Origin of the sequence: Streptomyces luteolus (assembly GCF_029968015.1) — a bacterium.
Taxonomy (GTDB): Bacteria; Actinomycetota; Actinomycetes; order Streptomycetales; family Streptomycetaceae; genus Streptomyces; species Streptomyces luteolus.
Genome location: NZ_JASCIS010000009.1, coordinates 191361 through 207765, shown reverse-complemented (window position 1 = coordinate 207765; position 16405 = coordinate 191361). Strand labels below are relative to the sequence as shown.

17 protein-coding genes and 1 pseudogene are annotated in these 16405 nt (G+C 72.6%); 2 read left to right on the top strand and 16 right to left on the bottom strand.

What is annotated here, in order from left to right; translation table 11 throughout:
- Positions 1 to 45 precede the first annotated feature (45 nt).
- From QIT00_RS11810 to QIT00_RS11800, 3 genes and pseudogenes are all read right to left on the bottom strand, one after another.
- A pseudogene (locus QIT00_RS11810) lies at positions 46 to 287 on the bottom strand (GyrI-like domain-containing protein); the annotation flags it as partial.
- Positions 288 to 419: 132 nt separating this feature from the next.
- Positions 420 to 734, bottom strand: coding sequence for a DUF4873 domain-containing protein (locus QIT00_RS11805; RefSeq protein WP_282535132.1), 315 nt, complete (start codon positions 732 to 734; stop codon positions 420 to 422).
- A gap of 1 nt (position 735) precedes the next feature.
- Positions 736 to 1428 carry a TetR/AcrR family transcriptional regulator gene (locus tag QIT00_RS11800; protein ID WP_282535131.1) on the bottom strand — a complete coding sequence of 231 codons (693 nt, stop codon included), beginning with the start codon at positions 1426 to 1428 and terminating at the stop codon, positions 736 to 738.
- Between the two features lie 80 nt (positions 1429 to 1508).
- Between QIT00_RS11800 and QIT00_RS11795 the strand changes: the two genes are divergently transcribed.
- Complete coding sequence (locus tag QIT00_RS11795; protein ID WP_282535130.1) at positions 1509 to 2441, top strand: AurF N-oxygenase family protein; 933 nt, start codon at positions 1509 to 1511, stop codon at positions 2439 to 2441.
- 34 nt (positions 2442 to 2475) lie between these two features.
- On the opposite strand, the gene QIT00_RS11790 is transcribed toward QIT00_RS11795, so the two are convergent.
- From QIT00_RS11790 to QIT00_RS11740, 11 genes are all read right to left on the bottom strand, one after another.
- On the bottom strand, positions 2476 to 3201 hold the full coding sequence (locus QIT00_RS11790; protein WP_282535129.1) for a TetR/AcrR family transcriptional regulator: 726 nt from the start codon (positions 3199 to 3201) through the stop codon (positions 2476 to 2478).
- Positions 3202 to 3275: 74 nt separating this feature from the next.
- Positions 3276 to 5150: a bifunctional sugar phosphate isomerase/epimerase/4-hydroxyphenylpyruvate dioxygenase family protein gene (locus QIT00_RS11785; RefSeq protein ID WP_282535128.1), complete on the bottom strand. Its 1875-nt coding sequence runs from the start codon at positions 5148 to 5150 to the stop codon at positions 3276 to 3278.
- Positions 5143 to 6021, bottom strand: a complete 879-nt coding sequence (locus tag QIT00_RS11780; RefSeq protein WP_282535127.1) for a shikimate dehydrogenase — start codon at positions 6019 to 6021, stop codon at positions 5143 to 5145. Before QIT00_RS11780 ends, QIT00_RS11785 begins: the two co-directional genes overlap by 8 nt.
- A 149-nt stretch (positions 6022 to 6170) precedes the next feature.
- Entirely contained in the window at positions 6171 to 7556 is a 1386-nt protein-coding gene (locus QIT00_RS11775) for an MFS transporter (RefSeq protein WP_282535126.1), read from the bottom strand.
- Positions 7557 to 7776: 220 nt separating this feature from the next.
- Positions 7777 to 9009: a bifunctional 3-oxoadipate enol-lactonase/4-carboxymuconolactone decarboxylase PcaDC gene (pcaDC, locus tag QIT00_RS11770; RefSeq protein WP_282535125.1), complete on the bottom strand. Its 1233-nt coding sequence runs from the start codon at positions 9007 to 9009 to the stop codon at positions 7777 to 7779.
- 437 nt (positions 9010 to 9446) lie between these two features.
- Positions 9447 to 10883 carry a 3-carboxy-cis,cis-muconate cycloisomerase gene (pcaB, locus tag QIT00_RS11765; RefSeq protein ID WP_282535124.1) on the bottom strand — a complete coding sequence of 479 codons (1437 nt, stop codon included), beginning with the start codon at positions 10881 to 10883 and terminating at the stop codon, positions 9447 to 9449.
- Positions 10880 to 11473: a protocatechuate 3,4-dioxygenase subunit alpha gene (gene pcaG, locus QIT00_RS11760; RefSeq protein ID WP_282535123.1), complete on the bottom strand. Its 594-nt coding sequence runs from the start codon at positions 11471 to 11473 to the stop codon at positions 10880 to 10882. The genes pcaB and pcaG overlap by 4 nt, the downstream gene beginning before the upstream one ends.
- A gap of 1 nt (position 11474) precedes the next feature.
- A complete protein-coding gene (pcaH, locus tag QIT00_RS11755; RefSeq protein ID WP_282535122.1) occupies positions 11475 to 12293 on the bottom strand; it encodes a protocatechuate 3,4-dioxygenase subunit beta in 819 nt (272 codons plus the stop codon).
- Between the two features lie 12 nt (positions 12294 to 12305).
- Entirely contained in the window at positions 12306 to 13550 is a 1245-nt protein-coding gene (locus QIT00_RS11750; protein WP_282535121.1) for a thiolase family protein, read from the bottom strand.
- Complete coding sequence (locus tag QIT00_RS11745; RefSeq protein ID WP_282535120.1) at positions 13547 to 14194, bottom strand: CoA transferase subunit B; 648 nt, start codon at positions 14192 to 14194, stop codon at positions 13547 to 13549. Before QIT00_RS11745 ends, QIT00_RS11750 begins: the two co-directional genes overlap by 4 nt.
- Positions 14191 to 14949 carry a CoA transferase subunit A gene (locus QIT00_RS11740; RefSeq protein ID WP_282535119.1) on the bottom strand — a complete coding sequence of 253 codons (759 nt, stop codon included), beginning with the start codon at positions 14947 to 14949 and terminating at the stop codon, positions 14191 to 14193. Before QIT00_RS11740 ends, QIT00_RS11745 begins: the two co-directional genes overlap by 4 nt.
- A gap of 213 nt (positions 14950 to 15162) precedes the next feature.
- Between QIT00_RS11740 and QIT00_RS11735 the strand changes: the two genes are divergently transcribed.
- Entirely contained in the window at positions 15163 to 15606 is a 444-nt protein-coding gene (locus tag QIT00_RS11735; RefSeq protein WP_282535164.1) for a MarR family winged helix-turn-helix transcriptional regulator, read from the top strand.
- Between the two features lie 102 nt (positions 15607 to 15708).
- Here the strand turns inward: QIT00_RS11735 and QIT00_RS11730 are convergent, their stop codons facing one another.
- Positions 15709 to 16101 carry a VOC family protein gene (locus QIT00_RS11730; protein ID WP_282535118.1) on the bottom strand — a complete coding sequence of 131 codons (393 nt, stop codon included), beginning with the start codon at positions 16099 to 16101 and terminating at the stop codon, positions 15709 to 15711.
- A complete protein-coding gene (locus QIT00_RS11725) occupies positions 16098 to 16400 on the bottom strand; it encodes an ArsR/SmtB family transcription factor (protein ID WP_282535117.1) in 303 nt (100 codons plus the stop codon). Before QIT00_RS11725 ends, QIT00_RS11730 begins: the two co-directional genes overlap by 4 nt.
- Positions 16401 to 16405 lie beyond the last annotated feature (5 nt).

The following is a 16405-nucleotide window of genomic DNA, read 5'->3' as shown; positions in this document are numbered from 1 at the left end:
GGCGAGGCGTTCCGGTGGCCCGCGCACGCCCCGTACGGGTCGGGCTCAGACCTCCCGCTCCACGGGCAGCCACAGCTGGGCGTCGACCTGCCCGTGGCCGTCCGTGTACGTGGTGCGCAGGAGCTCGGGGCCCGGCCTGCCGCGGTAGGGGTTGGACGGGAACCACTGGGTGAAGACGTCCCGCCACAGGTGCTGGATCGCCTCCGGCGCCGGGCCCGAGGTGTCGAACACGGTAGATCGGTGCCTTCGGCGCGGCCGGGGTCGGGGTCGTCGCAGACCCCGAGGATGGAAGGACATCCGGGGCTGCGAGTCGAGCGCGGCACCCGTACGCATCCCCGCCTGCTCTGTGCCCGATGCGGTCGGGCGGGCGCGACGGAGGGAAGGAGGGAAGAAGGGAGGAAAGGGAGAGGGGCGGCGGGTCAGTCCTGCGGCAGGGGCTGGTCCACCGTGAAGGGCGGGGTGCTCGTGCCCGCGATCCGGTAGCGGTCCCAGGGGTCGGGGTCGGTGAGTTCGCCGTACGCCTCGCCCTGCGGGGTACGGAGGACGGCTTCGGCGCGCCTGCCGTCGAGCCGCGCGACGAGTGCGGGGTCGGCGGCGATCCTCCCGTACCAGTGGTAGCGGCCGTCGATGGGCTGGAAGTGGCCACGCAGCGTGACCCGCACGGGGCGTTCCTCGCCGTCGAGTACGAGGGTGGCGGGTCCGGTGTAGCCGTCGTCGTCGGTGGGGTGCGTCATGTCAGATCTCCTCGTGCGCTGGCTGGGGACGGTGCGGGTCGAGGTGGACGCCGTGCCGGGCGAGGTGGCCGGCGATGGCCGCCCAGGCGACGGGGGTGAGGAAGTCGACGGTGGCGGCGCGGGTCGTCGCCCGGGTCGTGAGCCACCACTCGGCGGTGTTGTGGACCAGGCCGACGACCGCCTGGGCGAGGGGTGCGGCGTCGCGGGTGTCGAGGCCGAGGGCGTGCAGCCGCTCGTCGAAGATCCGGGTGAGGGTGGCGGCGGCGAGCTCCTTCCCCGCCCGTACGGCGGAGCCCTCGGCGAGCGGGCCCTCGGGGATGGTGCGGTTCACCAGGCGGTAGAGGTTGGGGTGTTGGTCGAGTACGGCGAAGAACGCGTCGAGTGCGGTGCGGACTTGGACGATCGGGGCGAGGGAGTCGTCGAGGGCGGGCACGAGGGCTGCCATGAACAGTGTCGTGGCCCGCTCGTGCAGGGCTTCGAGCAGATCGGTCTTGCCGTTGAACTGCCGGTACAGGACGGGTTTGCTGACGCCGGCCTCGGCCGCGACCTGGTCGACCCGCAGTTCGGGCCCGTGCCGCGCGAGGGCGCGCAGGGCCGCGTCGATGAACTCCTCGCGGCGCGCGGCCCGGTGGGTGCGCCACCGTTCCCTGCGTCCGTCGGCCGACCGTCCTGGTTCCCCGCCCTTGACCGCCACGCGGCACACGCTACATGCTACCGGGGGTAACAGTTACCTCGAAGTAACAGTTTCTCGGCACCCCGAGGAGTGAGCCGCCCATGGCCCGTGCACTGCCCCGAACCGAGTCAACTCCCAAGGAGCGAACGGCCGTTCCGGACCGCGAGAAGACCGCCGCCCGCCTGCTCTCGTCGTCGGCGAAGAAGTTCTACGACCCCGCGATCGACATCGACTGGGACGCGCCCCTCGCGGACGACAAGCAGTACCTGCTGCCGCACCGCGTCTCGCTCTACGGCACCCCGCTGTGGGAGCGGATGAGCGAGGAGCAGCGGCGCGAACTCGGCAGGCACGAGATGGCGACGATCGCCAGCGTCGGCCTGTGGTTCGAGATCCTGCTGATGCAGATGCTGTTGAAGGAGGTCTACGACAGCGATCCCACGAAACGGCACACGCAGTACGCGCTGACCGAGGTCGCCGAGGAGTGCCGGCACGTCACGATGTTCGCCCGCCTCGTCGAGCGCATCGACTGCCCGGCGTACGGACCGCCGGAGTATCTGCGCCGCCTGGCCAAGGTCCTGCCGACGCTCGCGTACGGACCGGCGATGTACGGCTCGATCCTGGTCGCCGAGGAGGTGCTCGACAAGCTCCAGCGGGAGATGGCGGGCGACGACTCCGTGCAGCCGCTGATGCGGATGGTCAACCGCATCCACATCATGGAGGAGGCCCGGCACGTCACGTTCGCGCGCGAGGAAGTGCTGCGCGGCGTACCGGAGTTGGGCCGCGCCGAGCTGCGCTACCAGCAGTTCATGATCGCCCTGGTGTCGTTCTTCATCTCCCGCAGCCTGATCCACCCCAAGGCGTACGCGGCGGTCGGCCTCGACCCCAGGGAGGCCTGGCGCACCGCGCACGCCAATCCGCACTACCGCAGGACGATGCGGTACGGCGGCGAGCGGATCATGCCGTTCCTTCAGGACGCGGGCCTCATCGGCGCCCCGGGCATGCGGCTGTGGCGCAAGGCGTATCTGCTGCCGTGAGCCCCTCCGGCGATTGAGGAGATTTCGGGCTCCTTCAGCGGTCGGTCGGCGGCGTCGCCGTCGCCGTCGTCGCCGTCGTCGTCAAGTAGGCGATCACCATGTCGGAGAGCATCGTGCGGTAGTGCTCCCGGGTGTCCTTCGCCGTCAGGTCGCGGGCGAACAGGGCCTGGAACGTGTGCCGGTTGGCGACCCGGAAGAAGCAGAACGAGCTGATCAGCGCGTGCAGGTCGACCGCGTCGACCTCCGCCGTGAACACGCCCTGCGCCCGGCCCTCGTCGAGGATGCGGGACAGCACCTCGATCGCGGGCGAGCTGAGGTCGCCGAGGCTCGGGGCGGACGCGATGTGCTCGGCCTCGTGGATGTTCTCGATGGAGACGAGGCGGATGAAGTCGGGGTGCGCATCGTGGTGGTCGAAGGTGAGCTCGGCGAGCCGCCGGATCGCGGCGACCGGCTCCAGGCCCTCGACGTCCAGCTGCTGCTCCTGGCGGCGGATGACCGCGTACGCCCGCTCCAGGACAGCCGTGAACAGCTGCTCCTTGCTGCCGAAGTAGTAGTAGATCATCCGCTTCGTGGTCTGCGTCCGCGCGGCGATCTCGTCGACCCGGGCCCCGGTGAAGCCGAGCCGCGCGAACTCCTCCGTGGCCACGTCGAGGATCTCCGCCTGCGTGCGCGCCTTGTCCCGGGTGCGCTTGCCGTTGCCGGGCGCGGGGTCCTTCGAAGGGTCCTTCGACGGGGCGGTCGACGGGGGTACGGCGGCCATGCGGCTCCTCGGTGCGGGCGGTCCGGGCCGGTCAGTGTATCTCCGGGGCCAGGACCGCCCGCTGGGCGGCAGTGTCACGGGTGGTGCTGATGTGCGTACTGCGCGGCGAGCCTGATGCCCGCGTTCCGGGCGCCGTAGCCCTGGTGGTCGCCGGTGCGCTGGACCAACTCGAAGAAGACGCGGCCTACGGCGGCGGTGTAGCAGTGCAGGAACTCGCCGTGCTCGTCGCGGTCGTAGAGGACGCCCGACTCCCGCAGGTCTTCGAGGAGCCGGGGGTCGAGGTCGTGGCGGGCGGCCAGGTCGTCGTAGTAGTTGGCGGGGATGGGGAGCAGGGCGGCGCCGCGGGCCCGCACGGCGCGGGCGGCGGCGATCACGTCGTCGGTGGCGAGGGCGATGTGCTGGAGCATCTGGTCGTCGGCCCCGGGCCCCGGCGCCACGTTGAGGGCGAGGCGCACCCCGCCCCCCGGCCCCGCGACGGCCCGGCTGCGGAACAGGCCGTACGGGTCGGCGAGGTCGAGGCTCTCGTGCACGGTGAGCCCGAGCACGCCCCGGTGGAACAGGACCGCCTCGTCGAACTGGTGCCAGGGCTGGGTCAGCGCCACATGGTCGATGCGCCGGACGTGCCCCGGCCGCTCCTGCGGGCTTACGGGTAGGGGCTCGAAGTCGCCGGTCCAGCTCGGGTGGTCGGGCCGGTCGGTGCGGCAGAAGAACAGCTCGGTGCCGTCGGGTGCGGCGACCGCGTCGAGGGGCGCGTCGCCAAGAGCGCGGCGGCGCGGCACGACGGGCGCGAGCAGGGCCTCGGCGCGGCGTGCGGCCTGCGCCGGGTCGGGGGTCTCCAGGCCGACGGCGGCGAGCGTCGGCCCGTAACGCCTCGATCCGGCACCGGAGTTGAGGAGGAGGCGGGCGGCCCCCTGCTCCCACAGTTCGACCGGCTTGGAGGTGTGCCGTCCGGTGCGGGCGAAGCCGAGCGCGTCGAGGACGGCCCGTACGGGTTCGGTGTCGGGTGTGGCCAGTTCGGCGAAGGCGAAGCCGGTGGGCAGGGACGGGACGGGCGGCGCGGAGAGACCGGCGGACTCCTCCAGGACGAGCAGGGAACGCAGCGCGTCCACGGCGGTCTGGGCGGCGTCGGCCTGCCGGAACACGTCGTTGAACACTTCGAGGGAGAGCGGCCCGTCGTACCCGGCCCGCGCGGCGGCCGAGACGACGGAGGCGACATCGAGGCCGCCCTGGCCCGGGAAGCAGCGGTGGTGGCGGCTCCACTGCAGGACGTCCATGGCGAGCTTCGGGGCGTCCGCGAGCTGCAGGAAGAAGATCTTCTCGCCCGGGATGCCGGCGATGCCGGAGACGTCGCTGCCGCGCGACAGGATGTGGAAGGAGTCCAGACAGGTGCCGAGCGCCTGGTGATCGGCCTGCTCGACGATGCGCCAGGCGTGGTCGTACGTGTCGACGTGCCGCCCCCAGGCGAGCGCCTCGTACGCGATCCGGATGCCGTGCTCATGGGCGCGCTCGGCGAGGCGGCGCAGCTGCTCGGCGGCGAGGGCGTCGTCGTCCAGGGCGCGCGGGTCGACGCTGGAGCAGACGAGCAGCAGGTCGGCGCCGAGCCTGCGCATCACGTCGAACTTCCGCTCCGCGCGCCGCAGATTGCGTACGAAGACGTCCTCGGGGACGGCCTCGACGTCACGCATCGGCTGGTAGAGGTCGATGGCGAGGCCGAGGTCGGCGCAGCGGGCGCGGATCTCCTCAGGGCTGAGGGGCGTGCCGAGCAGGTCGTTCTCGAAGATCTCGACGCCGTCGAATCCGGCCGCGGCGATGGCGGTGAGCTTCTCGGAGAGCGGGCCGCTGAGCGAGACGGTGGCGATGGACTTCCGGGCGCCGAGCCGCACTTCGGGGGCATCGGGGGCATCGTGGGCTGACACCGGTTCGTACGCGGCGAGTTGGGCACTAACCATGGCGACCTCCGGCGAACGGGGCGGCGGGTTCGGTGAGCTGGGCGAAGTCCGCGAGCATGGCCTCGGTGTGCGGTTCGAGCCCGGTGAAGAGGCGGAACGCGTCGGCGGCCTGGAAGACGGCCATGCCGCCGCCGTCGACGGTGCGGCAGCCCAACTCGGCTGCGATGTCGAGGAGTTGGGTGTGCAGTGGCCGGTAGACGACCTCGGCGACCCAGAGTTCGGGGCGGAGCAGCTCGGCCGGGAGCGGAAGGCCGGGGTGCGCGGCCATGCCGGTCGGGGTGGCGTGTACGAGGCCGTCGGCGGTGCTGACGTCGGCGGGCCGGCCGGCGTCCGCGCGGCCCGCGCCGAAGCGGGTGGTGAGCGCGTCGGCGAGGGCGGTGGCACGTGCCGGGTCGGTGTCGCAGACGGTGAGCCGGTCGACGCCGAGGTTGAGCAGGGCGTGCGCGACGGCGGCACCGGCCCCGCCCGCGCCGAGCTGCACGACGTGGCCGGTGGACGCGTCGGGCAGGCCGCGCGCGAAGGCCTTGGCGAAGCCGGTGACGTCGGTGTTGTGTCCGACGGCGCGCCCGTCGCGCAGGACGACGGTGTTGACGGCGCCCAACTCGGCTGCTTCCGGCGCGAGTTCGTCAAGATGCTCGATGACGAGCTGCTTGCAGGGGTGCGTGATGTTCAGCCCGTCGAAACCGAGGAGGCGGGCGGCGCGCAGGAGCTCGCCCACCTCCTCGGGCGGGGTGCCGAGCACGTCGAGGTCGAGGGTGCGGTAGAGCAGCGGCACACCGTGCCGCGCCGCCTCACGTTCGTGCAGGGCGGGGCTGAGCGAGGGCCCGATACCGGAACCGATCAGTCCGGTGAGGTACGAGGACGAGGACACGGGGTGGGGCGCCTTTCTGGTGGGGCTTTCCGGGGGGCTCAGCTTCTCCGGGAAACTCAGCCCCTCCGGCGATTGAGGAGCGGGGTCTGGGGCGGAGCCCCAGTTACGGGAAGGGGCGGGACTGGGGACAGAGCACGCGCAGCCAGCCGTCAGAGGGCCGCCGACTCCGCCTTGACCGTGCTCACAGGGGCAGAGGTGGCCGCCAACTCACCTGGCCGAAGCCCGAGTTCAGCGGTAGGCACCTTGTGCGTCTCACGCCCCGTAGCCACCGCCACAGCGCAGATGACACACACGGCAGCGGAGAACACCGCGACCCCCACCCAGTTGGAACCGTCCCCACCCGCGATCCGCTCGGCGATGCTGACGGCGAACCCGGCGACGGCAAAGCCGATCTGGGTGCCGACAGCCATCCCCGAGAGCCGCACCCGAGCCGGGAACATCTCCCCGTAGAACGACGGCCAGATCCCGTTGGCCGCGCTGTAGACGACGCCGAAGAAGAGCACGCCGACGGCGAAGACCAGCGGGTAGCTGCCGAGGGAGATCGCCCACAGGTAGACGAAGATCAGCACGGCGCAGCCGATCGCGCCGATGAGGAAGACCGGCTTGCGGCCGATGCGGTCGGAGAGCTTGGCCCAGAGCGGGATGGCGAGCAGGGCGACCGCGTTGGCGCAGCCGTTGACCCAGAGCATGCCGGTCTTGTCGAGTCCGACGGCATCACTCGTGGCGTACGCGAGGGCCCAGACGGAGAAGATCGTGCTGACCGTGGCGATCAGGGCCGCGCAGATCACGCGCAGGACGCTCGCCCAGTGGTTCACGAGCAGCTCGGCGAGCGGCATCTTCGCGACGGCCGCGTGGGCGGTGGCCTCCTGGAACACCGGGGTCTCGTCGAGGGTGCGGCGGATGATCCACCCGATGACGGCGACGACCGCGCTCAGCAGGAAGGGGATGCGCCAGCCCCAGGTGTAGAGCTGCTCGTCGGGCAGCGCGGCGACCGGGATGAACGCGAGGGTGGCGAGGATCTGCCCGGCCTGGGTCCCGTTGAGCGTGAAGCTGGTGTAGTAGCCGCGGCGGTGTTCCGGGGCGTGTTCCAGAGTCATGGCGTTGGCGCTGGCCTGCTCGCCGGCGGCGGAGAGTCCCTGTAGGACGCGCATCAGGACGAGCAGCGTGGGCGCGAGGGTGCCGGCCTGGGCGTACGTGGGAAGGCAGCCGATCAGGAACGTGGACAGGCCCATGAGGACGAGCGTCCACACCATGATCGTGCGGCGGCCGACGCGGTCGCCGATGTGGCCGAGGAAGAGGGCGCCGACGGGGCGGGCCGCGTAGGCGACGCCGAAGGTCGCGAGCGAGATCAGCGTGGCGGTGGCCGGGTCGTCCGGGTTGAAGAAGACCTTCGGGAAGACCAGGGCGGCGGCGCTGCCGTAGATGAAGAAGTCGTAGTACTCGAGCGCGCTGCCGATCCAGGCGGCGAAGGCTGCCTTGCGCGGCTTGCCTGTCGACGGCGCGGACGGCACCGGGGCGGCTTCCTGGTGGGACACGGGGGCTCCTCGGGGGAGAGGCAGGATACCGGGCGGCTCGCGGAGGGCTGCGCCCGAGGGGAGGTACTTCCTGGAAGTGCGACCGCACCCTGACACGTGCAGTTAACGCACTAGATAGTTAATTAACTTGGCTGAGATGCTGCCCGGACCTCCGGGTGGTGTCAATAGGTCCGGCGGCTTTCCGCCGCACGGATCGGCCCAGAGGTACGGGCTGCGCGGCTCAGGCGGAGGCGTCTGTGCCCCGTGGGCCGTCCAGACCACCGTCGAGCCCGTCCAGACCACCGTCGAGCCCGTCCAGACCGTCCTCGGCCAGGACCCGCTGGGCCACCGCGAGCGCGGCATTGGCGGCGGGCACGCCGACGTACACGCCGCACTGCAGCAGCACCGCGCCGATCTCCTCCGGCCTGAGACCGTTGCGTACGGCGGCGCGCACGTGCATCGCGAGTTCGTCGAGGTGGTGGTGGGCGACGAGGGCGGTGAGCGTGACGAGGCTGCGGTCGCGGCGGCTCAGGGTGGGGTCGGTCCAGATCTCGCCCCAGGCGTAGCGGGCGATGAAATCCTGGAATCCGGCCGTGAGCGCGGTTGTACGGGCCTGGGCCCGGTCGACGTGGGCGTCGCCGAGCACCTCGCGGCGCACCGCCATGCCACGGCCGGGGCCGGGTGCGGCGAAGTGGTCGCGCAGGGCGGCCAGTACGGCGGCGGGTTGTTCGGCGGGTGCGAGGTGCGAGGTGTGCGCCAGTTCCGTGAGCCGGGCGCCGGGGACCGCGTCGGCGATCTCCCGGGCGTGCGCGGGGGGCGTGGCCGGGTCGTCCCGCCCGGCGAGCACCAGCGTGGGCGCGGTGACGGACGGCAGGTCGGGGCGCAGGTCGAGCACGGCGAGCGCGTCGCAGCAGGCCGCGTACGCCTGCGGGTCGGTGTTCCGCAGGTCGTCGACGAGCGTGTGCCCGAGCTGTCCGTCCCCGCGCTCCAGGAATCCGGGCGTGAACCACCGCCCCGGCGCCCCGTCGGCGACCGCCCCCGTGCCCGACGCCCTGACGAGGGCGGCCCGTTCGTGCCACGGCTCGGGCGGCCCGAAGTGCGCGGAGGAGCAGACTACGGCGAGCCGGTCGACCCGCTCGGGGTGGTGCACGGCCAGCCAGAGGCCGACGGCCCCGCCGAGCGAGACGCCCGCGTAGTGGAACCGGTCGATGCCGAGATGGTCGGCCAACTCCAGTACCAGGGCGCCGAGTTGGGCGACGGTGGCACCGGGCGCGACAAGCTCGGCGGGCGACCGGCCGTGCCCCGGAAGATCCCACCGCACGGTACGGAACGCCGAACTCAACTCGGGCGCAACGGCGTCCCACAGCGCGGTGGAAGTGCCGAGGGAGGGCCCGAGGAGGAGCGCGGGGGCGGTCGGGGGGCCGGCGGTGTGGTGGTGCAGGTGGGGGCGGTCGGGGATCTGGTGGGTGCTCATGGGCGGCTCATTGGTCGGGTTGGGGTTGGGCCGCAGGGTCGGCCCGTCTGGGTTGGAGGAGCGGGGGCAAATCCAGCCCCTGCGGCGTTCGATCCAGCCCCTCTGACGCCTGAGGAGCGGGGCAAATCCAGCCCCTCCGGCGTTTGAGGAGCGGGGGTCCGGGGGCTGGCCCCCGAAGCGGGGTCCGGGGCGGAGCCCCGAAGCGGGGTCCAGGGGCGGCAGCCCCGGGCAGGGCTCGGAGCGGAGATCCGGAAACGGACGAGAAATCCAGCCCCTCCGGCGTTTGAGAAGCGGGGGTCCGGGGGCTGGCCCCCGAAGCGGGGTCCGGGGCGGAGCCCCGAGGCGGGGCCCAGGGGCGGCAGCCCGGGCAGGGGCTCGGGGGCGGAGCCCCGAGGGAGACCGGACGCAGCCAGGAAGGGGCTGATGGCCAACACCCCTCACCAACGCCCGAGCGCCCGCTCGACAAGCACCGCGGCCGCGCCCGTGTAGCGAGCCGGGTCCGCGAGGCCCGGAAGGTCGAGCGCCCGCACCGCCGCCTCGTCGAGCCCCGCACGGGCCAAGTGCGCGGCCAACGTCTCCGCCATGCCGCCACCGCCCGCACGGGACTCGGCGGCCACGTCGGCCAGGAGTCGCTTCGCCCGCCCCCGGCCCAGCACACCGGACAGCGCCGCGGCCAGGCGTTCGGAGACGATCAGGCCGTCCGTGAGGTCCAGGTGGGCCCGCATCCGGTCGGGGAACACCCGCAGCCCGGCGGCGAGTTCGGCGGCGTCACGCGCGGCCCCGCCCACCGTGCGCAGCAGGTCCCGGAGCGTCTCCCACTCGGCGTGCCACGCCCCGGCGGGCCGTTCGTCCTCCGCCGCCACGCTTCCGTACAGCGTCGCCGCGAGGGCGGGGGCGCGACGGGCCGCGGCGGCGATCAGCGTGGACCGTACCGGGTTGGCCTTGTGCGGCATGGCCGACGAGCCTCCCCCGCCGCCCTCGGCGAGTTCGCCGATCTCGGTACGGGAGAGCACGAGCACATCGGCGGCGAACTTCCCGAGTGCGCCCGCCGCGAACGCGAGCGCACCGGCCAGGTCCGCGACCGGCGTACGCAACGCATGCCAAGGCAACTCCGGTGCGGTCAGACCGAGTTGACGGGCGTAGGCGGCGAGCAGCACGACCCCCGAGCCCCCCTCCCCCACTCCCCCGTCCTCGCCGAACTCCACCGCCTCACCAATCGCCCCGAACTCCCCGAACTCCCCGAACTCCCCGAACGCCGCCAACGTCCCCGCCGCACCGCCGAGTTGAGCGGGCAGCCCCGCCCGTACGACGACGAGACGGTCCCGGGCGTCGAGGATCAGGGAGCGCCAGCCCGCCGCCTTCAGGCCGAAGGTCGTGGGCACGGCGTGCTGGGTGAGCGTGCGACCCGGCATCGGGGTGTCGCGGTGGGCGGCGGCGAGGCCGCCCAACTCCTGTGCCGCCCGGTCGAGTTCGGGTACGAGCAGGTCAAGGACGCGGGACGCGACCAGCATCGCCGCCGAGTCCAGGATGTCCTGGCTCGTCGCCCCCCGGTGCACATACGCCGCGGCCTCCTCCGGCACCGCCGCCGTGAGGTCCGCGACCAGCGGAATCACCGGGTTGCCGCCCGCGCGGGCGCGCACAGCGAGGTCGCGGACGTCGAACCACTCGGCACGCGCGGCCTCGGCCACGGCATCAGCGGCCCGCTCGGGCGCGAGGCCGAGTTCGGCCTGGGCCCGCGTCAGGGCCGCCTCGGCGTCCAGCATGGCCCGCAGGAACTCCCGGTCACCGGTGGCGTGTTCGGCGGGCGACGCCACCCGGCCTGGCGCGAGCAACCCGACGTCGAACCCGCCGCCCGTGCCCTCCTCGTACGTCAAGAGAACTCCAGGAACACCGTTTCGTCCGGCCCTTGCAGGCGCAGGTCGAAGCGGTACGTGGCGTGCGGTTCGGGGGTGGCGAGGAGCGTTGCCCGGCGCTCGGCGGGCAGCGCGGCGAGGAGCGGATCGGCCTCGGCACCGCTCCCGGAGGCGTCCGGCACGTACACGCGCGTGAACAGGTGGTGGGTGAGGCCGCGGGCGAACACGCAGACGCTCAGGTACGGGGCGCGGCCGTCGCGGGCGCCGGGGCGCAGGGTGCGGATCGCCCAGTGGCCGTCGGCGTCGGTGGCGACGCGCGTGAAGCCGGTGAAGTCGACGCCGTTGCGGCCGAGGAAGCCACCGGTGACCGGATCGCGCCGCAACGAGCCGCCGCGCCGCGGGAGTCGGCCTTCCGCATCCGGGCCCCAGAACTCCAGGAGGGCGTCCGGTACGGGTGCGCCCGCGCCGTCGAGGACCCGGCCGTGCACGGTGACGGTGTCGGGGTGGGCGTGCGGGGCGGCGTCGGGGCCGCCGGGGAAGGGCAGGGCGTAGCCGTAGAAGGGACCGACGGTGTGCGACGGGGTGGGCGCGGGCCGGGTGTGGCTGCTCATGTCAGCGTCCCTCCTCGATCCAGGTGGCGGCGGGGCCGTCGAGCACGATGTCCCAGTGGTAGCCGAGGGACCATTCGGGCCGGGACAGATCGTGGTCGTAGGCGGCGACGAGGCGGGCGCGGGCGGCCTCGTCGGTGACGGACTGCAGGATCGGGTCGTACGCGAAGAGCGGGTCGCCCGGGAAGTACATCTGGGTGACGAGGCGCTGTGTGAAGGCCGAGCCGAACAGCGAGAAGTGGATGTGGGCGGGCCGCCAGGCGTTGGTGTGGTTGCGCCACGGGTAGGCCCCGGGCTTGATGGTGGTGAAGCGGTAGGAGCCGTCGTCGCCGGTCAGCACCCGCCCCACACCGGTGAAGTGGGGGTCGAGGGGCGCGGGGTGCTGGTCGCGCTGGTGGGCGTAGCGGCCGGAGGCGTTGGCCTGCCAGAGCTCGATCAGCTGGCCGCGCACGGGCCGCCCTTCGCGGTCGAGGAGCCGGCCGCTGACGGTGATGCGTTCGCCGAGCGGCTCGCCCTGGTGCTGCCGGGTGAGGTCGCTGTCGAGCTCGGTGACGTCGGTCTCGCCGAAGGCGGGCGAGGAGAGTTCGACGGCCTCGGGGTCGAGCCGGGTGTCGATGACGACGGGGGGCTGGGTGGGGTGGCGGAGCGCGCTGGATCGGTACGGGGCGTATTCGCGCCGCGGGTGGTGGCTCGGCTCGGCGCCCTCGGCGAGCCTCTTCTCGTACGCCTCGCGCTCGCGCGCCATCTGGCGGTCGATGTCCGCCTGCGTCAACTCGTCGGCGGGGCGGGCCTGTTCGGGCACGGTGCGGGTGGTCTCGGTCATGGACGTCAACTCCTAGCGTTCGAGTACGAGGGCGAGGCCCTGGCCGACACCGATGCACAGGGTGGCCACGCCCACCCCGGAGCCCTTGCGGGCGAGCTGGTGCGCGACGGTCCCGGCGAGCCGGGCGCCGGAGGCACCGAGGGGGTGGCCGAGGGCGATGGCGCCGCCCTGCGGGTTGAGCACGGCCGGGTCGAACTCCGGCCACTCGGCGACACAGCCGAGGACCTGCGCGGCGAAGGCCTCGTTCAGTTCCAGGGTCGACAGGTCGGCGAAGCTCTTTCCCGCCTTGTCGAGGGCACGGTGGACGGCCTCGACCGGGGCGAGCCCGAAGTACTGCGGGTCGAGACCGGCCACACCGGTCGCTGAGATCCGCGCCAGCGGCGTACGACCGCTCGCGCGCAGCCCTTCCTCGTCGGCGAGGAGCAGCGCGGAAGCGCCGTCGTTGAGCGCCGAGGCGTTGCCCGCGGTGACGGTCCCGGAGTCGGAGTCGGAGTCGGAGTCGGAGTCGGAGACGGGGCGGAACGAGGGCTTCAGGCGGGCGAGGGCGTCGAGCGAGGTGTCCGGGCGGAGCGACTCGTCGCGTGCGAACGGCACCGGGTCGCCCTTGCGCGCGGGCACGGGGACGGGCACGACCTCGTCCGCGAACAGCCCCTTCTCCCAGGCCTCGGCCGCCTTCTCGTGGCTGCGCAGGGCGTACGCGTCCTGCTGTGCGCGGCTGATCCGGTGCTTGTCGGCGATGAGTTCGGCGGACTCGCCGAGCGGCACGGTCCACTCGGGCGCCATCCTCGGGTTGACCATGCGCCAGCCGAGGGTGGTCGAGTACAGCTCGGCGTGCCCGGCCGGGAAGGCCCGCTCGCTCTTGGGCAGCACGTACGGCGCGCGGCTCATCGACTCGACGCCGCCCGCGAGGGCGACGTGGGCGTCCCCGACGGCGATGGCGCGGGCCGCCTGGATCACCGCTTCGAGGCCGGAGGCGCAGAGCCGGTTGACGGTGGCGCCGGGCACGGAGGTGGGCAGCCCGGCGAGCAGCGTGGCCATGCGGGCGACGTTGCGGTTCTCCTCGCCTGCGCCGTTGGCGTTGCCGACGTACACGTCGCCGATCAGGGACGGGTCCAACTCCGGTGTACGGGCGAGGAGTTCACGGATGACATGGGCGGCCAGGTCGTCGGGGCGGACCCCGGCGAGTCCGCCGCCGTACTTGCCGACGGGGGTGCGCACCGCGTCGACGACGTACACGTCCTTAGCGGCGTTCTTCATCGGACGACCTCCTCGGGGATGTGCACCTTGGTGGCGGTGCGGGCGACGATCTCGTCGGCGGTGACGCCGGGCGCGGTCTCGACCAGGGCGAGGCCGTCCTCGGTCACGTCGAGGACGCCGAGGTCGGTGACGATCCGGTCGACGCAGGCCTTCCCGGTGAGCGGCAGCGTGCACTCGTCCACGAGCTTGGGGCTGCCGTCCTTGGCGGTGTGGGTCATGGTGACGATCACCCGGCGGGCGCCGTGCACCAGGTCCATGGCGCCGCCGATGCCGGTGACGAGCTTGCCGGGCACGGCCCAGTTGGCGAGGTCGCCGCGCGCCGACACCTGCATCGCGCCGAGCACGGCGACGTCGATGTGGCCGCCGCGGATCATCCCGAAGGACAGCGCCGAATCGAAGAACGACGCCCCGGGAAGGACGGTGACCGTCTCCTTGCCCGCGTTGATGAGGTCCGGGTCGACCTCGTCCTCGTACGGGTACGGGCCCGTGCCGAGGATGCCGTTCTCCGATTCGAGGACGACCTCGACGCCGGGCGGCAGGTGGCCCGGGATCAGCGTGGGCAGTCCGATGCCGAGGTTGACGTACTCGCCGCCCCGCAGTTCGCGGGCGGCGCGGGCCGCCATCTCGTCCCTGGTCCAGCTCATCGGGTCCGCACCGTCCTCTGCTCGATCCGCTTGTCGGCCGCCTGCCCGGGGGTGAGCGCGACGACGCGCTGCACGAAGATCCCCGGCACGTGCACCTGGTCGGGGTCGATCTCGCCGGGCTCGACCAGCTCCTCCACCTCCGCGACGGTGACGCGTCCGGCCATCGCGGCGAGCGGGTTGAAGTTCCGCGCGGACTTGGCGAACACGAGGTTGCCGTGCCGGTCGCCCTTCGCGGCCCGTACGAGGGCGAAGTCGGTGCGGATGCCGCGCTCCAGGACGTACTCGGTGCCGTCGAACTCCCGCACCTCCTTCGGCGGCGAGGCGAGCGCGACGCCGCCGTCCCCGTCGTACCGCCACGGCAGCCCGCCCTCGGCGACCTGGGTGCCGACGCCCGCGGGCGTGTAGAACGCGGGGATCCCGGCACCGCCCGCGCGCAGCCGTTCGGCGAGGGTGCCCTGCGGGATCAGCTCGACCTCCAGCTCACCGGCTAGGTACTGGCGCGCGAACTCCTTGTTGGCGCCGATGTACGAGCCGGTCACGCGGGCGATCCGGCCGGCCGCGAGCAGCACGGCGAGCCCGGAGTCCATGGCCCCGCAGTTGTTCGACACGACCTCCAGGCCGCCGACGCCGCGCGCGTGCACCGCCTCGATCAGCGCGTTCGGCACTCCGCTCAGGCCGAAGCCGCCGACCGCGAACGACGCCCCGTCCCGGACGTCGGCCACGGCCTCGGCGGCCGTGGCCACCACCTTGTCCATCCGTACGCTCCCGCCTTCACGCAGGTTCCGTCAGCACGAGCATCAACCCCGGGGGTTGGCCCCCGGAGAATTAATCAGTGCACTGACTATCTCTGTGTGAGTCCGAAGCGTGGCATCATGTCTGGCCTGGGTCAAGACCCTCAGTGCAAGGAGCATCTCGGTACGGAGAGCATCTCGGTACGAGGGCACCTCGCCGCCGACGGAAGGACGTACGTGCCCGCGCTCGACCTCAGTACGCATCCCGGCCACCTGGCCCGCCGGCTGCAGCAGGCGCACACCCTGCTGTGGCACACGGTCGTCTCCGAGGACGTCACCTCGCCGCAGTTCGCGGTGCTCAACGCGCTGGTGGGCGAGGGCGGCATGGATCAGCGGTCGGTGGGCGAGCGCGTCGGCCTGGACCGCTCCACGGTCGCCGAGGTGATCCGCCGCCTGGTCGACCGCGGTCTGCTCGACAAGGTCCGCGATCCGAAGGACGGCCGCCGCTCGGTCCTGCACGCCACGGACGAGGGGCGGCGCGTCCACCGGCGCCTGTCCCCCCGTACGGCCCGGATGAACCAGATCTTCCTGGCCCCGCTGAACCCGGACGAACAGTCCACGTTCCTGGAGTTGCTGCAACGGGTGGCGGACTCGGCGGAGGGGTTGCGGGGCACGCTCTAGCTCCGGGCGGCCGGCACGTCCGCGGCGCAGGACGGGTGATCGCGACTGCTTCGGCTGGGCTGCTGAGGCTCGGGGGGGCGGCGCTTCGGCTGCTTCCTGCGGCTACTTCGGCTGGGTGGCGATCTGGATGAGATTGCCGCAGGTGTCGTCGAAGACGGCCGTCGTGACCGGGCCCATCTCCACGGGCTCCTGGGTGAAGTGGACGCCGAGACCGGTGAGCCGCTCGTACTCCGCCTGTACGTCGGTGACGGCGAACTGGGCGATCGGGATGCCGTCCGCGACGAGGGCGTCGCGGTAGGGCTTGACGGCCGGGTGGCCCGCGGGCTCCAGGAGGAGTTCGGTGCCCTCCGCCTCCTCCGGCGAGACGACGGTCAGCCAGCGGTCCTCTCCGCCGACCGGGACGTCGTGCTTCTTCACGAAGCCCAGGATCTCGGTGTAGAAGCGCTCGGCCTTCGTCTGGTCGTCGACGAAGACGCTGGTCAGATGGATCTTCATGGGGTGCTCTCCTCGGGCCTTGAGGCGTCGGGCACGGGCCACCGCTCGGTGATCTGCCGGAGCGGGGCCGTGTTCAGGTCGTGGTACTTGTAGCGGCCCTCCCGCCTGGTCTCGACGAGCCCCGCGGACTCGAGCACGGCGAGGTGCTGCGAGACCGCCTGGCGCGAGAGGCCGAGCTGGTGCTTCATGCTCAGCCGCCCGCAGATCTCGAACAGTGTCTGCCCTGAGCGGTCCGCGAGCTCGTCGAGGATGGTGCGACGGGTGGGGTCGGCCAAGGCTTTGAACAGGTCATCGGCCACGCCCC